The 20,962-nt window shown below is 65.9% G+C and carries 18 protein-coding genes and 1 pseudogene; 13 read left to right on the top strand and 6 right to left on the bottom strand.

Going from position 1 to position 20,962, the window contains the following annotated elements:
- Positions 1–162: pseudogene (locus tag D8Z78_RS25130) on the top strand (aldehyde dehydrogenase (NADP(+))); the annotation flags it as partial.
- Positions 163–343: 181 nt separating this feature from the next.
- Positions 344–1,588, top strand: coding sequence for a hypothetical protein (locus tag D8Z78_RS21875; RefSeq protein WP_128910889.1), 1,245 nt, complete (start codon positions 344–346; stop codon positions 1,586–1,588).
- Here the strand turns inward: D8Z78_RS21875 and D8Z78_RS21880 are convergent.
- Positions 1,585–3,162 (bottom strand): lipid II flippase MurJ, encoded by a 1,578-nt coding sequence (locus tag D8Z78_RS21880; RefSeq protein WP_164933059.1) that lies wholly within the window; start codon positions 3,160–3,162, stop codon positions 1,585–1,587. The genes D8Z78_RS21875 and D8Z78_RS21880 overlap by 4 nt on opposite strands.
- Positions 3,163–3,315: 153 nt before the next feature.
- On the opposite strand from D8Z78_RS21880, the gene D8Z78_RS21885 reads away from it, so the two are divergent.
- From D8Z78_RS21885 to D8Z78_RS21910, 6 genes are all read left to right on the top strand, one after another.
- Positions 3,316–4,686, top strand: a complete 1,371-nt coding sequence (locus D8Z78_RS21885) for a hypothetical protein (protein WP_121630440.1) — start codon at positions 3,316–3,318, stop codon at positions 4,684–4,686.
- On the top strand, positions 4,683–6,305 hold the full coding sequence (locus tag D8Z78_RS21890) for a GumC family protein (protein WP_121630441.1): 1,623 nt from the start codon (positions 4,683–4,685) through the stop codon (positions 6,303–6,305). Before D8Z78_RS21885 ends, D8Z78_RS21890 begins: the two co-directional genes overlap by 4 nt.
- A gap of 3 nt (positions 6,306–6,308) precedes the next feature.
- Positions 6,309–7,448: a polysaccharide deacetylase family protein gene (locus tag D8Z78_RS21895; protein WP_121630442.1), complete on the top strand. Its 1,140-nt coding sequence runs from the start codon at positions 6,309–6,311 to the stop codon at positions 7,446–7,448.
- Positions 7,445–8,842, top strand: a complete 1,398-nt coding sequence (locus tag D8Z78_RS21900) for an O-antigen ligase family protein (protein ID WP_121630443.1) — start codon at positions 7,445–7,447, stop codon at positions 8,840–8,842. Before D8Z78_RS21895 ends, D8Z78_RS21900 begins: the two co-directional genes overlap by 4 nt.
- A 205-nt stretch (positions 8,843–9,047) precedes the next feature.
- Entirely contained in the window at positions 9,048–10,115 is a 1,068-nt protein-coding gene (locus tag D8Z78_RS21905; protein ID WP_164933060.1) for a sugar transferase, read from the top strand.
- A 3-nt stretch (positions 10,116–10,118) separates the two neighbouring features.
- Entirely contained in the window at positions 10,119–11,210 is a 1,092-nt protein-coding gene (locus tag D8Z78_RS21910) for a glycosyltransferase (protein WP_121630445.1), read from the top strand.
- Here D8Z78_RS21910 and D8Z78_RS21915 read toward each other — a convergent pair.
- The 4 genes from D8Z78_RS21915 to D8Z78_RS21930 form a co-directional block, all read right to left on the bottom strand.
- Positions 11,202–12,119, bottom strand: a complete 918-nt coding sequence (locus D8Z78_RS21915; RefSeq protein WP_121630446.1) for a sulfotransferase family protein — start codon at positions 12,117–12,119, stop codon at positions 11,202–11,204. The genes D8Z78_RS21910 and D8Z78_RS21915 overlap by 9 nt on opposite strands.
- Before the next feature lies 1 nt (position 12,120).
- Positions 12,121–13,263: a glycosyltransferase family 2 protein gene (locus tag D8Z78_RS21920; protein WP_121630447.1), complete on the bottom strand. Its 1,143-nt coding sequence runs from the start codon at positions 13,261–13,263 to the stop codon at positions 12,121–12,123.
- Positions 13,263–14,456, bottom strand: coding sequence for a glycosyltransferase family 4 protein (locus D8Z78_RS21925; RefSeq protein WP_164933061.1), 1,194 nt, complete (start codon positions 14,454–14,456; stop codon positions 13,263–13,265). Before D8Z78_RS21925 ends, D8Z78_RS21920 begins: the two co-directional genes overlap by 1 nt.
- 165 nt (positions 14,457–14,621) lie before the next feature.
- Entirely contained in the window at positions 14,622–15,251 is a 630-nt protein-coding gene (locus D8Z78_RS21930) for an OmpA family protein (RefSeq protein ID WP_121630449.1), read from the bottom strand.
- 153 nt (positions 15,252–15,404) lie between these two features.
- Between D8Z78_RS21930 and D8Z78_RS21935 the strand changes: the two genes are divergently transcribed.
- On the top strand, positions 15,405–16,610 hold the full coding sequence (locus D8Z78_RS21935; protein ID WP_206169724.1) for a trypsin-like serine peptidase: 1,206 nt from the start codon (positions 15,405–15,407) through the stop codon (positions 16,608–16,610).
- Here D8Z78_RS21935 and D8Z78_RS21940 read toward each other — a convergent pair.
- Positions 16,607–17,338, bottom strand: a complete 732-nt coding sequence (locus tag D8Z78_RS21940; RefSeq protein WP_121630451.1) for a FadR/GntR family transcriptional regulator — start codon at positions 17,336–17,338, stop codon at positions 16,607–16,609. The genes D8Z78_RS21935 and D8Z78_RS21940 overlap by 4 nt on opposite strands.
- A gap of 72 nt (positions 17,339–17,410) precedes the next feature.
- Here D8Z78_RS21940 and D8Z78_RS21945 point away from each other — a divergent pair, with 72 nt between their 5' ends.
- From D8Z78_RS21945 to D8Z78_RS21960, 4 genes are read left to right on the top strand one after another with little or no spacing between them, the layout of a single operon-like run.
- Positions 17,411–18,139, top strand: a complete 729-nt coding sequence (locus D8Z78_RS21945; protein ID WP_420824335.1) for a DUF2182 domain-containing protein — start codon at positions 17,411–17,413, stop codon at positions 18,137–18,139.
- A 12-nt stretch (positions 18,140–18,151) separates the two neighbouring features.
- Positions 18,152–18,781 (top strand): DUF1326 domain-containing protein, encoded by a 630-nt coding sequence (locus D8Z78_RS21950; RefSeq protein ID WP_121630453.1) that lies wholly within the window; start codon positions 18,152–18,154, stop codon positions 18,779–18,781.
- A gap of 31 nt (positions 18,782–18,812) precedes the next feature.
- A complete protein-coding gene (locus D8Z78_RS21955) occupies positions 18,813–19,916 on the top strand; it encodes a dimethylsulfoniopropionate demethylase (RefSeq protein ID WP_121630454.1) in 1,104 nt (367 codons plus the stop codon).
- 10 nt (positions 19,917–19,926) lie between these two features.
- Complete coding sequence (locus tag D8Z78_RS21960) at positions 19,927–20,913, top strand: MDR family oxidoreductase (protein ID WP_121630455.1); 987 nt, start codon at positions 19,927–19,929, stop codon at positions 20,911–20,913.
- The last annotated feature ends 49 nt before the right edge of the window (positions 20,914–20,962 follow it).

The raw sequence follows: 20,962 nt of genomic DNA on the forward strand, positions 1-20,962 counted from the left end.
ACGGGGGTCGAGGTGGCGGATGCGATGGTGCATGGCGGGCCGTACCCGGCGAGCACGAATTTCGGCGCGACGAGCGTCGGCACGCTTGCGATCCGCCGCTTCCTGCGCCCGGTCTGCTACCAGAACCTCCCCGACGCGCTGCTGCCCGTCGACTGGGCCTGACCCAAAGCGCCACATGGCGCAGGGCGGGGGAAACCTCGCCCCCCTTCAAGGAACCTGTATCACGCAACGTTTTCTCGCACTTTCCCTGCTCGCGGTCGCCGCATTCGAAATCGCCGCGCGAGCCACCCGCTCCGACAGCCTCCAGCATCTTGCCTGGGGGGCGGTCTGCCTCACCATTCTCTTGGCTCTGCGCCGTCTTACCCTGCGCGAGGTCTATCTGATCGCGCTCAGTATCGCGCTGACCGTCGCCGCCTTGCTGCGCTCTGGCGATCCGTGGACCGAGCTGTCCGGAGCACTCGATTCGGCCAGTTTCCTGATGGCCTTCATCCTGCTGCTGGGCCTGCTGAACGCGGCGGCGGCCCGTTCGCCGTCGGTCGCCGTGCTGGGCGAGTACCTGACGCGACAGCCGCCCGGCCGGCGCTACTACGTGCTGAACGTGGGGACGGGCTTTTTGGCCCTGCTGTTCAATATCGGCATCGTCAGCCTGATCGTCCCCCTGATCCAGAAGGGCATCGCGCGTCTCGGCCCCGATGACCCGTTGAACCCGATCCGGGAACGGCGGCAGGTCAGCGCCTTGATGCGCGGCTTCGCTTGGTCGGTGACGTGGTCGCCCACCGCAATCGCGCCGCTGGCCGTGATGGCCGTTCTGCCGGGCGTCGATCGCGCGGCGTGGGTTGGCTACGGCCTTCTGGTGTCGGCCCTTGTGCTGGTGCTTGGCGGCATCGAGGACAAGCTGCGCTGGCGCAGTGCCCGCGCCCCCGGAAAGCGGCCCACGATGGCGCTGCCCGGCGAAGCGGCGCGCAACTTCGGCATCACCGTCCTGTGCTTTTTCGCGCTGGTCGCCGGGTTTGCTTGGCTGAGCGGAGAAACCGTCGTCCTTGGGCTGCTTCTGTCCTGCCCGATCATGGTCGTCGGCTGGGTGATGGCGCAAGCCCCGCGACAGGCTCTCGGGCGATTGCGCACCATCGCGCTCGACGAATTGCCACGTTCGGTCAACGTGGCGATCACGCTGGCCTGTTCCGGGTTCATCGGGCGCATGGCGGCGGGGCAGGTTCCCGCGGCGGACCTTGCCCGTATCCTTGGGCTGGAGACGATGCCCGACTGGTTGCTGCTGGCGATGCTGCCGCCGGCGCTGTCGATCTTCAGCCTGCTGGCGCTGTCGCCGACCATGATGGCGGTGTTCTTCGGATCGCTCTTTGCGGCGCTGCCAAGCCTGCCGGCGGACGTCACGCTGATCGCCTTTTCGATCTCTTGCGGCTGGGCATTGTCGATGACCTTCTCGCCCTTTGCCACGGTGGTGCTGGTGATCGAGCGCGCCTCGGGCATCCCGGGCCGCAGGCTGACATTCGGCTGGAATCTCGGCTTTACCTTGCTGTGTACGGTGCTGCTGTTCCCGGTGTTCTGGGTGCTGACCGGCGGAACCTAGCGGGACAACTTGCGGCGCAGGGCGTCGCCGAGCCAACCCGCTTCGGGCACGCCGACCCGTGCCGCGACCGCGACATAGGCGGCAAAACTCGCGGCGCTGGCACCGACAAGAGCCAGCGCTAGAACGCCGCGCGGCGCATCGCCCAGCAGGCTCACCAGCCCGCCCGCAAGCGCGGCGGCGGCCATGCCCAGACCAAGCACGACCGCGATCCGGCGCAGGTCGGCGGCGGCAAGGCGCAGCCCCTCGATCCGCAGCCAGATCATCCCGAGGGCCAATTTGACCGCCGTGCTGGCAATGGCCGACCAGACCACCGCCAGCAGACCCAGCGACGGCAGCAGCGTCAACGCCACGCCGATCCGGGCGGCCAGGCCGAGGACGATGGACAGCGTGGCAAAGGGGATGTGCCGCGCCGACATGTCCGACAGGACGGCATTTTCGATCACCGCCACCGGGCTGCGCAGCACGGTCGCGATGGCGACAAGCGCCACGACCTGCGCGGTCAAGGCCAGCGCCGCATCGTCGAAGGCCCCGAAATCCAGCAGGACGCGGCACAGCGGCTCGGCCAGTGCGAACAGGTAGAAGCCGAGCGGAGCCAGGAAAAACAGGCCTGACCGCATCGCTGTCGTGACCTCGCGGGCAAAGGCGAGACGGTTCCCTTCGGCTGCGTATTCGGCGAAGTTGGTGTAGTAGACAGCCAGCAGCGAGCGGTTCAGCTCGCTGGCGCCGACATTCGAGATACGCTGCCCGATGGTCAGCACCGCCAGCGCCCCGACCCCGGCCAGCGAGGCGAAATAGGTGTCGAGAGTGGTCTCGATCAACGTGCCGATGGCAAAGATGATGATCGCCACGCCGTGGCCCGCCGACAGGCCGATGCGACGCTTGCCTTCGGGGATCGGCGCGGCTGGCGCTTGCGACAGGGCGCGCTCGGCCAGTCGGAAGAAGATCAGCAGCATCAGGGCGTTGCCGATGACAAAGGCCACTACGGCCCAGCTCAGGTCGACCCCCAGCGGCACCAGCAGCAGCACCGCCACCAGCGCCAGTCGCGGCAGCAGCCGTGCCATTGCGGGCCGCGAGAAGTGCCGCAGGGCCAGCAGGGTCGCGCTTTTGATCGCGGCGATCAGGGTGATCGGGATGGTGATCAGCAGGATCGCGAAATACAGCATTGCGGGGCCGCGCGATTCCGGGGCGAGGCCCGGCGCCAGCGTATCGACGACCGGCCCGGCGGCCAGCGCCAGAACGGTGCAGATCACCGCCGCGACCGCGAATGTGACCCATTCCAGCCGCCGCGACAGTCCGCGCAGCGACGCGGCGCCATCCTTGCGGGCATGGGCGACAAGGCTGGGCACCATCAGCGTCTCGATCAGCACATCCGAGATCGACTGCACCGATCCGATGGTCCGCCGGGCAAAGAAATAGGCGTCGACGATGGCCGATGCACCAAGGAACACCGCCAGAAGGAAGGCCGAAGCGATTCCCAGAACGACACCGATTCCGCGCAAGGCCAGCACGCGCAGCACCGAAATCAGCGAATTTCGTTCCCGAGGAGACATGTAATCGCCCGCCATCTCAGCCATTGTTTTCTTAAGCGACACAATGACTTGTTTACGCTTCGCGCCAGCGCCGGGGCACCGTATAACGCCCCTATTCATCGCGCAATCACCTGATCTGTAAGGGGGCGGAATGCGGCTGTTTTCCCCGCGTCTCAAACGCGGGCAGGTTCATTAACCATGCTTGGGGGGCTGATCCGGGTCTTGGTTCTGTCACTTCTCCCGCTGGCGGCCGCCGGCGGGGTGCTGGAGGATGTCTGGCAGCAGGCGCCCCGCCAGACTGACCGGCTTGGGCTCGCCTTTCCCACGGACGATGCGCAAGCCTACCCGGCCCTCTCGGCGATGGGTATGGGCGTGGTCCGCGTGCCCGCCTCTTGGGGGCGGATCGAGGCGGGTGGCCATGATTTCTCGGGGCTGGACTATCGCATCCGGGCATTGGGCGCGCAGGGGATCGCGCCGTTCATCACCCTCGATTCCAACCATCGCCGCCTTGCCCGTTTCACCGGGCAGGTCCGCAACGGGGAACCAAAAGACCTGAAGCGGTGGCAGGGCTTCGTCCAAGCCGTGGTCGAACGGTATGACGGCGATGGCGAGGCCGATATGCCCGGCCTGATCCGCCCCGCACTGTATGTTCAGACCGCAAACGAATTCCTCGGCCCGAAGAACCGCTCCGGCGGCTGGGCCGGGACGGACGCCGCCTTGGTCGATTTCCTGCGCGCCACCTATGACGCGGTCAAGCGCGCCGATGCGGACATGCCGGTCGTGCTGGGCGGCATCGCGGCCTTCAACATGGACATTGCGCTGCTGGCCGACGGCCTTGCGGATTTCGAGATCCGGCAAGAGTGGTCCGAGACCGCGCGCACGGTGGTCACCCGGGCCGAGCTTGACGCGCCGCGCTGGCGCGCGATGGTGGCGCGGCTGAACACGGTACTGGACGCGGCGCCCTTCGATATTGCCGATGCGCACCTTTACGGCCCGGAAACCCGCGACGCGCTGCGGCTGGCGTGGCTGGCGGAGCGCACCGGCAAGCCCGTGCTGTCCTCGGAATGCGGTGGGCCGACCACCGATTACGGGACGGCCTATAGCGGCCACCGCCACTTTGCCGCGGTGCTGGAGCGTAACCTCGGCGTGCTGGCGGCGGGGGGGCAGGTCTGCCTGTGGTTCGGCCTGAATGACCGGCTGAAGACAAGCTATTCCAACCGCAACACACCGCTCCATCACGCCGACATGTCGGAAAAACCCGGCGTGGTCGGCTACCGTCTGCTGGGTTCGTTGCTGTCCGACGGGGGGCCGGTCGTCCGGCTTGGCCCGCGCCAGTTCGCCATAGACACGCGCGACGGCACGATTTGCGCAGCCTTCGGGCAGCCTGCAAAGGTCCTGCCGACGGACACCTGCCATACCTCACCTTTTGCCGTCTGCATTCTTGACGCAGCGACAAGAACCGCGCAGCTTGCGCCGGTGGCGACCCTTTCGGATACGTGTCCGGACGAGGCTATTGCGCTGACCGGTTCGGGGTTGTCGCCACTATTGAAAAGGAACCGCCAACCATGATTGGCCATTACCGCGAATTGCTTTCCCTGTACCGGTGGCGCATCCTGATCGGGATGCTGGTGGCCGGACTGGCGGCATTTGCCCTGTCGACGCTGATCCTGCAGAAAAGCCCGTCCTACAAGGCAACCGTGGTGATGAACATGCAGCCCTCAGAAGAGGCGCTGTCCTTCAACCGGGAATTCCTCGGGCGGAGCCAGTTCAACCCGGCCACGATCATCGCGCAGACCCATGTGGAACGCTTGCTGTCGCCGCCGATCGCGCAGGCCACGCTGGACAAGCTGGCCGCCGAAACCGGCGAGGTTGCCGCACCGGCGGCTCCCAGCGCCGTCAGCCGATTTCGCCTATGGCTGTGGAAGACCTGGACCCGCTTGAACTATGGCGAATACCGTCCGGTGTCCGATGAGCGCAACGCGCTGAATGCCCTCATCGAGTCGCTTGAGATCGACGTGGTCGAGGGGTCGTACATCCTGCGCCTGACGGTCACACAAGAGGATCCGAACCTCGCCGCGCAGATCGCCAACGTCCATTCGGAATCCTATATCGACATCGCCAGCACCGAGTTTCAGTCCGAAACCTCGCGGGCGGCGGACCTCGTGCGTGAACGCATCGCCCAACGCGAGGCGGACCTGCAGGACCTATTCGACCAACGGGATGCCCTGCGCAGCCAGTATGACATTTCCGACCTGCGCCGGCAGTCGGAGCTTTTGATGCTGACCCTGCGCGAGACTGAATTGCAGTTGAACGACAACCGCATGCAGCGCCGCATCCAAGAGGCGAAGCTGGATGAGTTGGTGGGCCAGAGCGGCAGCCGCGACCGTGGCCCGGCGCGCAACATCGCAGAGGAACTCGACAGTCTCGAACAGCAGATCACCTTCCGCACGGAACAGATCGCTGAGCTGTCCGAACGCCTGTCGGCCCTGTCCAGCCGCGAGGCCGCGTTCGACAACCTCGCCTCGGACCTCGAAGCGGTGCAGGTGGACCTGACCAGCCTGCGCGAGCAGTTGTTGACCTTCGAACTGGGCGAAGAGGTGCGGGCCAATCAGGTGCAGATCGTCTCGCCCGCCTCGGTGCCGGTCTACCCATCCTCGCCCAAGGTCTTCGTCAACACGGTGATGGCGACGATTGCAGGCGGGCTGTTCGTGTTCCTGATCGCCGTGCTTCAGGACATCTTTGGTGCGCGCATCCGCACCACCAACGATCTGGTCAACGTCGCGGGCGAACGCGCGCTGCCGCACGCCGACAGCGTCCTGACCAAGGGCGGGCGCGCTCGCAAGATGAAACGCTTTACCGAGGTGTTCGGCCAGCGGATGAGCGTCGACAAGGCGTGGTCCAGCGGGCAGATCCTCGTGACCGGCTATGTCGATCAGGACGAATTGATGAAGGTCCGCAATTTCCTTGGCGAGGTGGCCAAACGGTCGGTGGCTTGGGGCTTCAACGATCAACCGCTGCGGATCACCGCCGCCGGTCCGATCTATGCGATCAAGGATTGGGACGACCTGCCCGACGGCGCGGTGGTCGTGGTGATGCGCCCCAACGAGCAGGACGACGTGGACGTGTCCACGCTGCTCAGCGTCGGGCGCGAACACCCGCGCCGCCCGCTCTTCATGTTGTGGGATTAGGCCATGGCGCTCGACCGAAAGCATATCCGCTACGCCCGCGTCGTCGCGGGCGTTGTGGTGCTTTCGGGGGCAGTGCTGTTGATCCTGCGCGGTCATTGGGCCGTTGGCGCGGTTCTGGGGGCGGGGACGCTCTGGGCGTTGTCGCGCCGCCGCAGCGTGCCGGTGATCGTCTATCACGCGGTCACGCCCGATGCGTCGTGGCTGCCTTGGGGCGCGAATGTCGCGGTCCGCCCCGAGGTCTTTCGGGCCCAGATGGAAACGCTGGCCCGCACCGGCTGGGAAGTCGTGCCGGATGACCGCCTGTTCGGCGGCCAGCTGGACCCGCGCAAGCGGCAACTGGCGCTGCATTTCGACGATGCCTATCACAATGTCTTCGTGCATGCGCGGCCCTGCCTCGAGCGACTGGGCTTTCCGGCGACGGTGTTCGCCTCGACCGATTTCATCGACCCGTCGCAGGGGGTGCGCGGCGCGGACACCACCCGAGGCTACATGAATGCCGAGGAACTGCGCGCCATGGACGGTGATGGTCTGTTCAAGATCGGATGCCATGGCAAGGATCACGTTCTGGGTCCGGTTCCCGGCCCGATGATGGCGCGCGATCCGGCGACATGGGGCCCTGAAACCGCGCATCTGTGGTACTACATGCCGGGCAACAAGGCGCGCTGGTTCGAACAGGCGCCCCCCGGCATCACCCCGATCCCGGACTCTCAGTCGGTCCTCGTGGCCCGCCTGTTGACGCCGCAGGGGCAGGAAACCGAGGCGCAGCGCAGTGCCCGTGTGCGGGCCGACCTGTCCGCCGCGCGCAGCCTCATGTCCCGTTTGCTTGGGCGCGAGGTCGTCGATTTCTGCTGGCCTTTCGATCGCGTGTCCGACGCGGCGCTGGCCGATGCCCGTGCCGTGGGCTTTGCCCATTTCACTGGCGGGCGGCAGGACAATCCGGGCAATCGCCCGGTCGAGACCGTCTCTCGCACCCATGTCCACGATCATGCCGCGGGCTTTGCGCCGCTTTGGGTCGAACTGCTGGTGTTTCGCGCACGGGTCGAAATCGCGGCGGGCAACCTGTTGTGGTCTCCGATCAGCTGGGCGGCCAGCGCGCGACGCCGCCTGTCCGGCCAGTTTCCGCGCTTCGGGAGACGGATTTGACCGGGGCCTCGCCCTTGGGTCCCGTTGCGCTGGGCCTTTTGGCGGCGCTGGTCACGCTGCTCTCGGCGATGGCCGGAGAGCCGCTGGTCGCCGTGGCCCTGCCAGTCGCGATCGCGCTGGCCGCCGCCGTGGTCATCCGCCCCGAAGCGGGGATGATGGTGCTGATCCTGATGTCCTATCTCGACGGTCTGTCGGACATGATCTTTCGCGCCAGCCCGGTTTCGGGGTTCAAGATATTCACCGCGCTGACCTTCCTGTCGATCATTCTGAACGCGCATCGAATGCAAGGCCATCTGCGCGACGCGGTCCGATCGCCGATCGCGCAGTTGACGTTGGTCTTCCTGATGGTCTGGTCGCTGGCAATCCTGTTCGCCGACAGCCGATCCGTGGCCATCGACTGGGGAGGGCGCCTGTTCACGATCGCGCTCTTGGTCTTTCTCGTCCTGATGACGTTGCGCACCGAGCGGCAGATCACTTGGGCGATCTGGGCGCTGGCGCTGGCCTCGGCGGTGTCGGGGCTGGTGCTGATCCTCGACGTGATGCTGAACACCACGCTGGTCTCGACGACCGAGGCCGCAACGACCGCGCGGACATCGGGCGGGTTCGACCGATCCTCGGGCGCGTCGCAGGCCAATCCGACCACGGCGGCGACCATGCTGCTGACCGGGACGATCATCGCGCTGGTCCATGCGCTTGAAAGCCCGCGTCATCGCAAGTGGTTCATGCTGGCTGCCGGGATCGGCACGCTGGCGGTGATCCTGTCCTTTGCCCGCTCCGCCGCGCTGGTCTACGGCATCGTCGGCTGTGCGCTGGCCGTGCGTCACGGGCGGTCGCGCTATTTCGGTCCGGCCTTCGTGCTGGCGGTCATCGGCTTCGTCGCCATGCTGCCCTTCATCCCGGACCAATACTGGGCGCGATTGGGCACCATGTTCGGCGGTGGCGGAGACTGGACGCTGGGCCGACGCCTGACCTACAACGTGATCGGGATGGAACTGCTGTGGCAGAACCCGATCCTCGGCATCGGGCCGGGCAATTTCTTCGAGGATTTCACCGATCCGGAATACCGCTACCTGCCGGGACGGACGCTGTCGGGGCGGCAGTTGCACAACATGTACCTGTCGGTCGCGGTGGAATACGGGTTGCTTGGTTTCGGCATCTTCGCCGCGCTGATCCTGTCGGCCTTCCGGCTGTGCCGTGCGGTGTCGTCCGCCCCTGCATCGCTCGACATGGCCGCCTTGGCGGTGGCGATGCGCTACGGAATGGCCGCCTACTTCCTGACCTGTCTGTTCCTGCCGAACGAGTACAACAAGTACACGTGGCTTCTGCCCGCCCTGTCCGGAGCCCTGTTCATCGTCAACGCCCGCGTCAAGGACGTGCCCGATTTGCAGGCATGACGCTCTGTTTCCAAAAGCGAAACAAACGCCCCAAATGGGCAAAATTGCTGAAACAAAAGGGTTTAATATTGCCAGCTTGAGTCGGGTTATTCCGCGAAGCCCTTGTCAAATCTGGCGAAATTATGGCAACTTCTGGGCAGTCTTGGGCGAGATAACGATTCTTATGAAACATATTGTTCAATCTTACTCTGCCGAAAATCATTCCGTGTCCCGCTTTGCGACCAATCCGGTGCAAGGTGCCTCTCTGCGCCAACCCGTCGTGCTGTCCTGTTCCTCTGGCTTCCTGCCGCGCAGCGAGCGCCTGCATCGCGCCTACAACCTTGTCATGGGGCTGATCCTGCTGGCGCTGACCATCCAGTTTTTCGTGGTGATCGGCCTTGCGCTGTTGCTGACCCAAGGCCCCGGCATCTTTTATGCCGGTGAACGGCTGGGGCGTGACCGAAAGCCCTTCAAGATCCTCAAGTTCCGCACGCTCGACAGCCGCAAGGCCGCGCTTCTGACCCGCAACCAAGTCCTGCCCGAGGGCAGCAATTTGGAAACGCCGCTGGGCAAATACCTGCGCGCATCGCGTCTGGACGAGCTGCCGCAGATCCTCAACATCATTCGTGGCGACATGAACGTCATCGGACCGCGCCCCGTACGCCCCGCGATGGCCGCCTTGCAGGAGGCGGACAACCCCAACTACGCGGTGCGCTACGCGGTGCGGCCCGGCCTGATCGGCCATACGCAGGCCTATATGTGCCACGGTTCGGCCAAGCGCCTGCGGTCAAAGCTGAACTACATGCTGTGCCGCAGCCACGTGAACTATCGCAACGAGTTGGGCATCATCGTGCGCGTCGGCTTCGAGGTGCTGGTGAAATCGGCGCGGCTTATCGCGTGGCGTGTCATGCCCACGCTGGAACGGCGTCACAACGCCGCCCTCGCGACGAACTGGGCGCTGGAACTGGTTGGCCCCGAGCAACGCGCCCATGACGTGGTGTCGTTCGATGGCAGCCACCTTGTGCTGGCCGAAGGCTATCTGAACGGCGCAGCCACGCTGGTGATTACGACCCGCGATGGTGGCAAGCGCAAGGCTCGGGTCGATGTCACCGCCGAAGGCAACAACACCCATCGCATCGTCCCCGCCAATGACGTCGCGCGTCACTACATCTCGCGCTACCTGCTGGGCGATCCGGTCGTGCCGCCGCGGCCCGTGCGCCGTCAGGCCCGCCTAAGCGATGCGCGGCCCGAACAGGCGGATGGCGTTTACGGCATCAGCGGCCCCGCCGAATAGACTGTGACACAAGACCTGACCGTCGGGTTCTGCCTTGCCCATCTGGACACCGGCGGGGTCGAGCGCAACACCGTGCGCCTGCTGGCGCCCTTGCGGGCGCGGGGCATTCGCACCGTCCTCTTTTTGCAACATCTCAAGGGTGACCTGTTGCGCGCTTTGCCCGAAGGGCAGGCGGTTGTCGATCTGGGTGGCCGGGGCATGCTGGGCACGTCGCGCGCGCTGGCCAAGGCATGGCGGCGGCACCCGGTCGATGTGATATACACCGCCACCAACGCGCTGAACATCGCGGCCCTGCTGGCCGCGCGGCAAAGCCTGCGCGCGCCGCGTATCGTGGTGGGGGAGCATATCCCGCTCGGCCCGTTCCTTGACAGCCGCAAGCGGCCCGGTCAGCGCCGCGCGCTGATGCGGGCGCTCTATGGCCGGGCGGCGGCGGTGGTGGCCCCGACCCAGCCGATCCTCGACGAACATCGTGCGCTTTTGGGCCATCGCTGTCCGCCCTGCCATGTGCTGCCCAACCCGGCGATCGACGCGCTGGCCGCGCCGCGCCCGCAACCTGCGCAAGCTCGGCGCTTCGTGTCGCTGGGGCGGTTGTCGCCGGACAAGGATTTTGCCCTCGCGCTGCGGGCCTTTGCCGTCCATCTGCGCAGTGACCCAGCGGCCCATCTGACCTTGTGGGGGCAAGGGGAGGAACGCGACGCTCTGATGGCATTGGCGCGAGAGTTGCAAATCACCCGCAATCTCTCGATGCCGGGGGTGACGCGGGACGTGCCAAGGGCGCTGGCACAGGCCGACCTGTTCCTGTGCAGTTCGCAGGTCGAGGGTTTCGGCAATGCCATCGTCGAGGCGCAGGCGGCGGGTGTTCCCGTGCTGTCGGTCGATTGTCCGTTTGGACCGCGCCTTCTGTTGCAGGGCGGTCAGGCCGGGCGGCTGATCGACTCCCGCGACCCCGAGACACTGGGCCGGGCCCTGTCGGACTTCGCCGCCGATCCGGACGCCCGGACCCAAGCGGCGGACAAGGCCCGGGACGCCGCCGCGGCCTACACCGTCGAGGCCTCTGCCGAGGCCCACGCCGCGCTGTTTCGCGCCCTAGTCTAGAATGATCCGCGGCGCGCCGGCTTCGGCGCTGCGCGGGTCGAAACCGGTCTGTGCCCATGCCCAATGCGGCCAGTCGATGCCCCGCTTTTCATCCCGCTTCTCGCGCATCCGGCGCAAGACGGCCATGGGCAGCAGCGCGCCCACCCCCGCTGCCACCGCCAGCACCGTCCGCGACACCGGCCCCAGAGCCTTGCGCGCGCCGGAGAAGCTGCTGTTCGCATCGTAGTGGCTGACCATGTCGTCGGGATAAGCGTCGAGCCCGAGGAAATCGATGATCGCCTCGCGCACCATCAGGTCATCGTCGTTGACCAGTTCCTCGTAGCGGACAACCATGGCCTGCGGATTGTTCTCGGCAAAGGCCATCATCTCGCGTTCGGCGTGTTTTGCGGCCAATGCGCCCCGGGCCACGTCGAGCCAGCGCATCGGCGGCCAGCGCAGGCTGCGCTTGAACCCGTACAGGCGCGAGCGCACGAGATCGGGAATGCTGCGCTGCACGATCAGGAACAGCGCATCGGGCGCGGCCTCGGCGATCTCGTGGGCGAAAAAGGTGTGATGCGGCGATTTCTCGACCCAGGCATCGGCGCCGTTGACCTCGGCATAGAGGTCCATCATCGCGAGAAACACCTCTTCGTGGCTGGACTTGGTGTCGGAAAACTCATCCAGCAGTTCCGGCTCCAGTTCGCTGAGCTGGAAGTAGTCCGACTGCCGGAAGGCTTCGAGAAAGCGGTGCCGCGCGGGCAGGTCGTGCCAGTCACCGAAGGCGCGCGCGAAATGCGAGAAGAAGATGCTTTCATGCACGCCGCGATGCTCTTCGGCCTGAATGGCGGCGACATCGGGCAGCGCTGCCAGCATGTTCGCCAGCCAAGTCGTGCCGGAGCGTTGCAGGCCAAGGACAAAAATTCGTTTCATGTCATGCCCTCACAGGTGTCCAGACCGAGCTTTTGCGCCCGCGCAGGTAGGCGACCAGCCCAAGTGCCATTCCGAGGTTTCCCAGCACGAAGAACAGCACCTTCCCCACGCCCGGCAACCGGCGCAGGGGCGGCACGGCCCATGCAAGGGCGGCCAGCACGTAGAACGCGATCTGCCCCAGCCCCAAAACGGTCAGCGCCCAATTCTGACCGATCAGGAACAGATTCGCCACAAACGCCAGCGTGAGGAAGAGCGGCACGAGCCGCCGCAAGCCCTTGTGCGACAACAATTGCCAGCCATAAAGGCCAGTCGCCAACGGGTTCATCAGATGCCGCATCATCATCAAGCCACGCCAGCCCATTTCGGTGGACCGGATACGCCGGGCCATCTCGTCACCGGCGCGTTCGGTGACGGCCTCGCGCGTGGTGGCGCGGGGCTCGAACGCCAGCCGGTAGCCCTGATCCACGACCCGCACCGACATCAGGAAATCATCCGCAACGCCGGGCGGGATCGGCCCGGTCAGCTGTCGGCGAATGGCGTAGATCGACCCTTGGGCCGAGACGGTGCCGCCCAGATCGCTTTCGGCGCGTTTCAGCGCCTGATCGTAGCGCCAATAGGCGCCGTCGGCCTTGGCAATCGCGCCATCCTCATCCTCGTCGATGGTGATCTGGCCACAGACGCCGCCCACCTTCGGGTCGGCGAAATGGCGGCTCAGCGCATCCAGCGTGCTGTGCGACAGCAGGGCGTTGGCATCGGAGAAGACGACGACATCGCCGGTCAGACGCTCCAGCGCCATGTTCAAGGCACCCAGCTTGCCCAGCCGCCCCGGCGTCTCGGTCACCGTCAGGCGCGGGTCGTCGATGCTGCGCGCGATCTCGACCGTGGCATCGTTCGACCCGTCCGAGACGACGGTCACGCGCAGGTCATGGCCAAAACTGTTGCTCAACGCGAAACAGTTTTCGATCTTCGCCTTGATTATCGCCGCTTCGTTATGGGCGGGGATCAGGAAATCGACCTGCATCGGCGCCACGCTGTCCGGCACCGCGCGCCGCCCCTTAAGCCGCCACAGCGCCAAGAGCAGCAGCGGGTAACCCGCGATGACGTAGACGACCAAGGCCAGCGACAGGATCAACACCCAGACCATCACGCCCCCTCCGCCGTGATCCGGTCCAGAAGCGCGGCGGCGTTCTTCTGGATGTCATAGTGTTCGACCACGCGCGTGCGACCACGTGCGGCCATGGCGACCGTTTCGGGCCAATCTTCCAGCGCGTCGCGGATCGCCCCGGCGAGGCTGGCCACATTGCCGGGCTTGCACAGCCGCCCGGTGACGCCGTGCTCGACCAGTTCGGGGATGCCGGACAGGTGGCTGGCAATGACGGGGCGGCCTTCGGACATGGCCTCCATCAGCACGACCGGAATACCCTCGGAGCGCCCGCCCGCGCCCTCTTTCGAGGGCACGACCACCATATGGGCGGAGCGCATCTTTTGCCGGACCTTTGCCGTGGGCTGGGCGCCGTGGAAGGTGGCCCTGATCCCAAGGGCCTCGGCCTGTGCCCGCAGGTCGGGATCAAGCCGCCCGGTCCCGATGACGTCCAGATCGATCGGCCAGTCGCCCACCAGCGGCAAAGCGTTCAGCAGGTCGTCCACGCCCTTTCGGGGCAAGAGCGCGCCGACGAACAGCATCCGGCACGGGCGCGCAGGCGGCGGGACCTCGGTCGCTTCGGGCAGGGTCACCCCGCAGCGCAGAACCTCGATCTTGTCTGCCGGAAAGCCGGGGATCGCTGCAAGGTAGCGGCGGTTGAACTCGGAGATCGCGCGCACGAAGCGTGCCGCGCGCGCCTTTTCCGCAAGCAGCGACCGCGTGAGAAAGATGTCATGCGCATGTGCCGAAAAGCTGAAGGGCAGGTCGGTCAGTTGCGCCACGATCCAGCCCGCAGTGGCCGGATAGCCCGCGAATTCCGCATGCAGATGCCCGGTGCCGTCGCCTGCCGCCTGCCGCGCCAGCGCGCAGGATTTCGGCACGATCGCCAGCGAGGCCGCCAGCCGTTTGGGTTCGCGCCAGAATGCGCCTGTCAGCCGCCCCAGAACCCGGGCAAACCGGCCCGGTCGCCCCAGCGCCCAAGCCAACCCGCACAGGCTGGCGCCGTCCAGCCAGCCAAAGGTGAAACCGCGCTCGACGACCGAACGGGCATGGTCGTGTACCACTTCGCCGTGGCGGAAGGGTTTGAGGTGGAACACCGACACGTCATGTCCGGCCTCCAGGTAATGCAGGGCATTGGCCAGCACGAAGGTTTCGGTCACCTTCGGAAAATCGCTGACAATGATCGTGATCCGCATGATGCCCCTTGCCCCCAGCCGCATGTATTTGTGGCGGCAATATGGCAAGAGTCGACTCTTTTCGCTTTTGCCGCGCTGGCTGTTTCGTCCATCTGGCGAAAGCTGTCCATGTCGTAAAATTGTCCAGTCAGGGGAAACGCGGGATGCTCGGGAAAGGTTTGGTTTTCAGCGGTCCACCAGCACCAGTTGTACGCGCCGATTGGCGGCGCTTTCGGGATAGGCGGGGGTCTTGAGCCGGCTGAAACCCATGCCGCGCGCCTCGATCCGGCCATAGGGCAGGTTCAGCACGTTGCGCACATAAGAGGCCACGGCCCGCGCGCGCCGTTCCGACAGGGCCTGATTGTAGGCGGCCGATCCGACCCCGTCGGTATGGCCAAGGAACAGCAGGGTCGCATCGCCGAAACGCGGGTCGCGCAGCACCTGCGCCAGCTGGGCAAGTTTACCCTGCGCCTCCGGGCTCAGTTGGTCGCTGTCATAGGCGAACAGGATTTCCAGATCGATCGAGGGCAGCGGCTCGGTCTGGGCCTGCTGTGGCTTGTCCTTGACCGCAGAGCGGTCGACGACGCCCAGATTGACCACATCATCCAGACTGATCGCCGCGCCGCCGCCGAATTCCTTGCTGTCGCAGGCGGCGGGATCGACGATGCAATTGCGCATGGCGTCGGCCTCCGTCGCCGGTTCGGCAGCGGGCTCGGGGGCATTCAGGTCAAAGGAATCTAGCGAAATCGTCGCTTGCGCATGGGCTGCGCCGGACAGGGCGACCAGCAGGGCGGCGAAAAGGGCGCGATGGGTCATCGGATATCTCCCGTGCAATTTTCCCCATGCTAGCCCATCCTGCGCGGTCGATCCACTTTCGCAAAGACGGTTTTCTTGGCATCAAGGGGCAGGGATACCCGACTTGCCGCGGGTTTCGCCGTCGCGACAATGCCGCGTGGAAAGGATCGAGTCATGATGCGCCAAATGATCGCCGCCTGTAGTCTGGCGGCCTTGCTGACCGGGCAAGCCCTCGCGCAGGAGGGGCCCGCCGCCTATTGGCCGGATACGGAGGACGAGGTGCAGATCGACGCCTATGCCAACGAGCCGATCAACACCTATTCCCCCTCCGCCGACTTTCGCAAGCTGGGGCGGGCCGTGGGCAAGCTGAACATCCTGACCGATGCGGGCAATGCGCCCTGTACCGCGTGGATCGTCTCGGAACGCTATATCGTCACCAACCATCACTGCGTGCCGGGCGTGCTGGATCACCCCAAGATGAACGCCACGCGCATCGTCTCGGTGGATTTTCTGGCGGGCTTCGTGACACCGGGTCTGGACGAAGAGGCGGAGAGCTTTGCGGTCAACCCGGAACCGGTCGAGACCGACAAGGAGCTCGACTATACCGTGCTGGAGGTGCAGGGAAACCCGTCTGCCAAGTACGGCATGTTGCCGATCACCGATGCGCCGGTCGAGGCCGGGATGCCGTTCTGGATCATCGGCCATCCGCAGGGCAAGTCGCAGCATATCAGCCGCGAGGGCTGTCGTGCCGATGCGGCCACGCCACTGGAGGGCAATCGCCTGCGCCATACCTGCGACACGCTGGGGGGGAACTCGGGCTCGCCCATCATCGACAGTTCAGCGCGGCAGGTGATCGGGTTGCACAACTCTGGCAACAAGCGCGTCGGCATCAATTTTGGCATACCGATGTCGATGATTCTCGAACGGTCGCAGGTGCTGAAGGCGGCGGTGCCCGACGCGGAGGGCGGGGCACAGCCCGCGCCCTACACCTTCTCGCATTTCCCGGAGATGCTGGCCGTCGGTGACGAACTGTCGCTGGTGGCGGACATGCCTGCGACCTGCACGCCGACCTTCCTGAACCTGTCGCCGACGCAACAGGTGGCGCCGCTGCCGCTGGACATCTTTCAGAAGATGGAGATCGGCGCGGGGCAGGTGCGGTATCAGATCTCTGCCGGGGGGCAGTACGGACTGGTCGTCCTTCCCGAGGATGAAAAGGGCACGCATCGCATCGGCTATCTGTGCCCGCAGCGCCCCTTTGCCGACCAGACCGCGCTGAAGGACGCGCTGCGCCGTGTCGTGGGCGAGCTGGACGCGGGCCGGATGTCCGGTGCCCTGTCCTCCGGGGTGGAATACCGGTTCGGCAGCTACACGATTCGCTAGGCGCTTTGACCGCTGCGGGCGGCGTGCCGGCTGAGGATCAGGCCCTCTCCGACGCCGGTCGTGTAGGTTTCCAGCCGGGTCAGGGCGGCCTCGGCGGCGGCGGCGTCGCGGGCTTCGACCGCGTGCAGCAGATCGCCGTGGATGCGCAGGATTTCATCCCGCGACCGGGCCGTGTAGGTGATCATGTTCATCAAAGGTTGCAGCGCCTCGATCGCCCCCGCCAGCTGGTAAGACAGGATCGGATTGGCGGTGGCATCGACAAAGGCCCGGTGAAAGGTCACGTCCGAGGCGCAGAACGCCTCGTCGGAGAGGCCGGGCCGGGCCTGAATCGAAAGCTCGGCGCGCATCCGGTCGAGATGCGCGGCCTCGCGGTTTTGGCAGGCGGTGGCGGCACAGGCCCGTTCCAGCGCGAACCGCGCGTGGCAGGCGGTGGCGAAATCCACCTCGTTCATCGAAATCAGCAGCGTCGACATGGTGGCGTGCTGCGCCTGCGCCTCGGCCCAGTCCAGCCGCGCGACGAAGGCACCACCAAAGGCGCCGCGCTGCGTGCGGATCAGGTTCTGCGCGGCCAGCCGCTTCAACGCCTCGCGGATCGTCGCGCGCGAGGCGCCGTATTGCTCGGCCAGATCGGCCTCGGATGGCAGGCGGTCATCGGCGACAAGCCGCCCCGCGACGATATCCTCGCGCAGGGTGCGGGCAATTTCCGTGGACAGATCGGGTTTGGACATTTTCAATTGTCAGACATTTAATTGTCTGACATTTGTAGCAGGGAAGTGAGTCTCGGGCAAGGGAGAGGACGCGTGCTGGCACGGCGGATCAGGGCGATGCGAGGGCCGCATTGGCTGGCGCTGTTCGGTGCGGTGCTGCTGGCCTGGGCGGCGCTCATCGCCATGGCCGTTCCCGCCGGTGACAGCTATGCCCGCGCGCTGGTCGAGACTCTGTGCGCGCCGTCGGGTGGGTTCTGGTCGACGCTGACCATGTGGGCGCTGATGAGCGGCGCGATGATGGCCCCCACGGCGCTGCCCGCCTTTGCCACCTACGAGGACCTCGGATCGCAGACGGCGACGCGCTTTGGCCACCTCGTCGCGGGTTACCTGCTGATCTGGCTGGGCTTTGCCGTTCTGGCCGCGTTGGGCCAGACCGTCCTGACCCGCGCCGGGCTGCTGGATACGCTGGGCACCAGCCGGGTGCCGCTGTTCAGCGCGGCGCTGCTGGTGGGCGCGGGGCTTTACCAATTCTCGACCCTCAAGGAGGCCTGCCTGTCGCGCTGCCGCGCGCCGCTGACCTTCTTCATGCAGCACTGGGACGAGGGCCCGTTCCGCAACGGGCTGCGACTGGGAATGGACTGCCTCGGCTGCTGCTGGGCGCTGATGGCGCTGGCTTGGGTCGGCGGCGTGATGAATCTGGGCTTCATGGCGTTGGCCATGGTGCTGATGTTGTTGGAGAAGCTGCCGGACCTGGGCCGCAGGATCACCAAGCCGCTGGGCGTGGTGCTGATCGCGTCGGGCGCAATCACGGCATTCATGTAAGGGAGGAACCACATGGCTTTCGACACACCGGGCGAGACCCCTTGGGCGATCAAGGGCGAACTGATCCTGAACTGCAACTGCACGGTCTTCTGCCCCTGCGTCGTCTCGCTGGGCCAGCACCCGCCGACCGAGGGCTATTGTCAGGCTTGGTCCGGCGTGCGGATCGACGAAGGCCATTATGGCGATACCGATCTGTCCGGGCTCAATGTTGGCCTGATGCTGGAAATCCCCGGCCTGATGGCGCGCGGCAACTGGAAAGCGGCGGCCTATATCGACGAGCGCGCCAGCGAAGACGCCTACGAGGCGCTGGTCGCCATCTTCTCGGGCAAGGCGCGGGGCACGACGGGTCTGTTCTCGGTGCTGGTATCGGAATTCCTCGGGGCCGAGCGCGCGCCCGTGGTCTTCGAGACCGAGGGCAATGCCCGCCGCCTGATGGTCGGCAAGAAGATTCAGGGTGAGATCGTGCCCGTACCGGGGGCTGACGGGAACGACATCGTCGTGACCAACACGAAATACTGGATGGGGCCGGACATCACAGTGGCCACGGCGACCAAAGGCCGCGTGCGGGCCTTTGGACGGGTCTGGGACTTCGACGGGCGCTCGGCCGAGATCTGCCAGATCGACTGGCACGGGCCGCGCTGACCACATCAACCCATTGTTCAGGAGAGCCGCGATGGCCCTGATTTCCCCGTCGCGCCGCCTGCGGCGCACCCCCTTTTCCGACGGCGTCGAGGCCGCCGGGGTAAAGGCCTATACCGTCTACAACCACATGCTGCTGCCGACCGTCTTCCGGTCGGTCGAGGAGGATTACCACCACCTCAAGCAGGCGGTGCAGGTCTGGGACGTGGCCTGCGAGCGTCAGGTCGAACTGCGCGGTCCCGATGCCGGGCGGCTTGTGCAACTGCTGACGCCGCGCGACCTGCGGCCGATGCTGCCCGGGCAGTGCTACTACGTCCCCATCGTCGACGAGACCGGGGGCATGCTGAACGACCCGGTGGCGGTGAAACTGGCGGAAGACCGCTGGTGGATTTCCATCGCCGACAGCGACCTGCTCTATTGGATCAAGGGGCTGGCCTATGGCTATCGCCTTGACGTGCTGGTGGACGAACCGGACGTTTCGCCGCTGGCGGTGCAGGGCCCGCGGGCCGATGACCTGATGGCGGCGGTGTTCGGTGACGCGGTGCGCGACATCCGGTTCTTCCGGTTTGCGCATCTCGATTTTCAGGGCCACGACGTGGTGGTCGCCCGGTCGGGTTACTCGAAACAGGGCGGTTTCGAAATATATGTCGAAGGCAGCGACTTGGGTATGCCGCTGTGGAATGCCCTGATGGAGGCGGGAAAGACGATGGATGTGCACGCGGGCTGCCCCAACCTGATCGAGCGCATCGAAAGCGGGCTGTTGTCCTACGGGAACGATATGACCGACGACAACACGCCGCATGAATGCGGGCTGGGCAAGTTCTGCAACACGCAGACGGCCATCGGATGTATCGGACGGGACGCGCTTTTGCGGGTCGCGAAGGAAGGCCCGGTCAAGCAGATCCGGGCCATTGCCATCGACGGCCCGCCGGTGCCGCTATGGGATCGCTGGTGGCCGCTCTTGGCCGGGACGACACCCGTGGGCCGCGTGTCCTCGGCGGCGTGGTCGCCGGATTTCGGAACCAACGTGGCCATCGGCATGGTCCGCATGACCCATTGGGACGACGGCACGGAACTGACGGTGCAGGCCCCCGACGGGTTACGCCATGCCACCGTCAAGGAAACTTTCTGGAACTGAGGAGAACATCATGTTCAAGGCTTTGCTGGTCGAAAAAGACGATGAAGGCAAGACAAGCGCAAGCGTGCAAGAGATCAGTGTCGATCGACTGCCCGACGGCGAGGTTCTGGTGGCGGTCGATTATTCGACCGTGAACTACAAGGACGGGCTGTGCATCGGGCCGGGCGGCGGCTTGGTTCGCAACTACCCGCACGTGCCGGGGATCGACTTTGCCGGAACGGTCGAGGAGTCCTCGGACGACCGCTACAAGCCCGGCGACAAGGTCGTGCTGACCGGCTGGCGCGTCGGTGAAAACCGCTGGGGCGGCTATGCGCAAAAGGCGCGGGTCAAGGCCGATATGCTGGTGCCGCTGCTCGACGGTCTGACGACACGTCAGGCGATGGCTGTCGGCACGGCGGGCTTCACGGCGATGCTGGCGGTCATGGCGCTGGAGGATCAGGGCATCAAGGATGGCCCGGTTCTGGTGACCGGGGCTGCGGGCGGCGTCGGCTCGGTCGCAACCGCGATCCTCGCCAAGCTCGGCCACGAGGTGGCGGCCGTGACGGGTCGCCCGGAACAGGAGGCCTACCTGCGCGACCTCGGCGCCACGCAGATCGTCGCCCGCGACGAGCTGACCGAAGTCACCCGCAAGCCGCTTGAGGCCGAGACCTGGGGCGGATGCGTCGATGCGGTCGCCGGTGCGATGCTGGGCCGCGTGCTGAAACAGATGCACTATGGCGCATCCGTGGCGGCCATCGGTCTGGCTGGCGGTGCCGCGATCGAGGGCGCGCTGATCACGCCCTTCATCCTGCGCGGGGTCAACTTGCTGGGCATCGACAGCGTCATGCAGCCCTATGACAACCGCGTGCGCGCTTGGTCCCGCATCGCGCAGGACCTGCCGATGGACAAGCTCGACGCGATGGTGCAGCCCGCGACCCTGTCCGACCTGCCCGCCTTGGGCAAGGACATCCTGAAAGGGCAGGTCAAGGGGCGCGTCGTCGTCGACGTCAACGCCTGATCCAAAGCCGGGGCGGGGATCGACCCCGCCCTGCCCGCCCCTGCGCCCA

The organism is Tropicibacter alexandrii, from assembly GCF_003667315.2.
In the GTDB taxonomy this organism is placed as follows: Bacteria; Pseudomonadota; Alphaproteobacteria; order Rhodobacterales; family Rhodobacteraceae; genus Tropicibacter; species Tropicibacter alexandrii.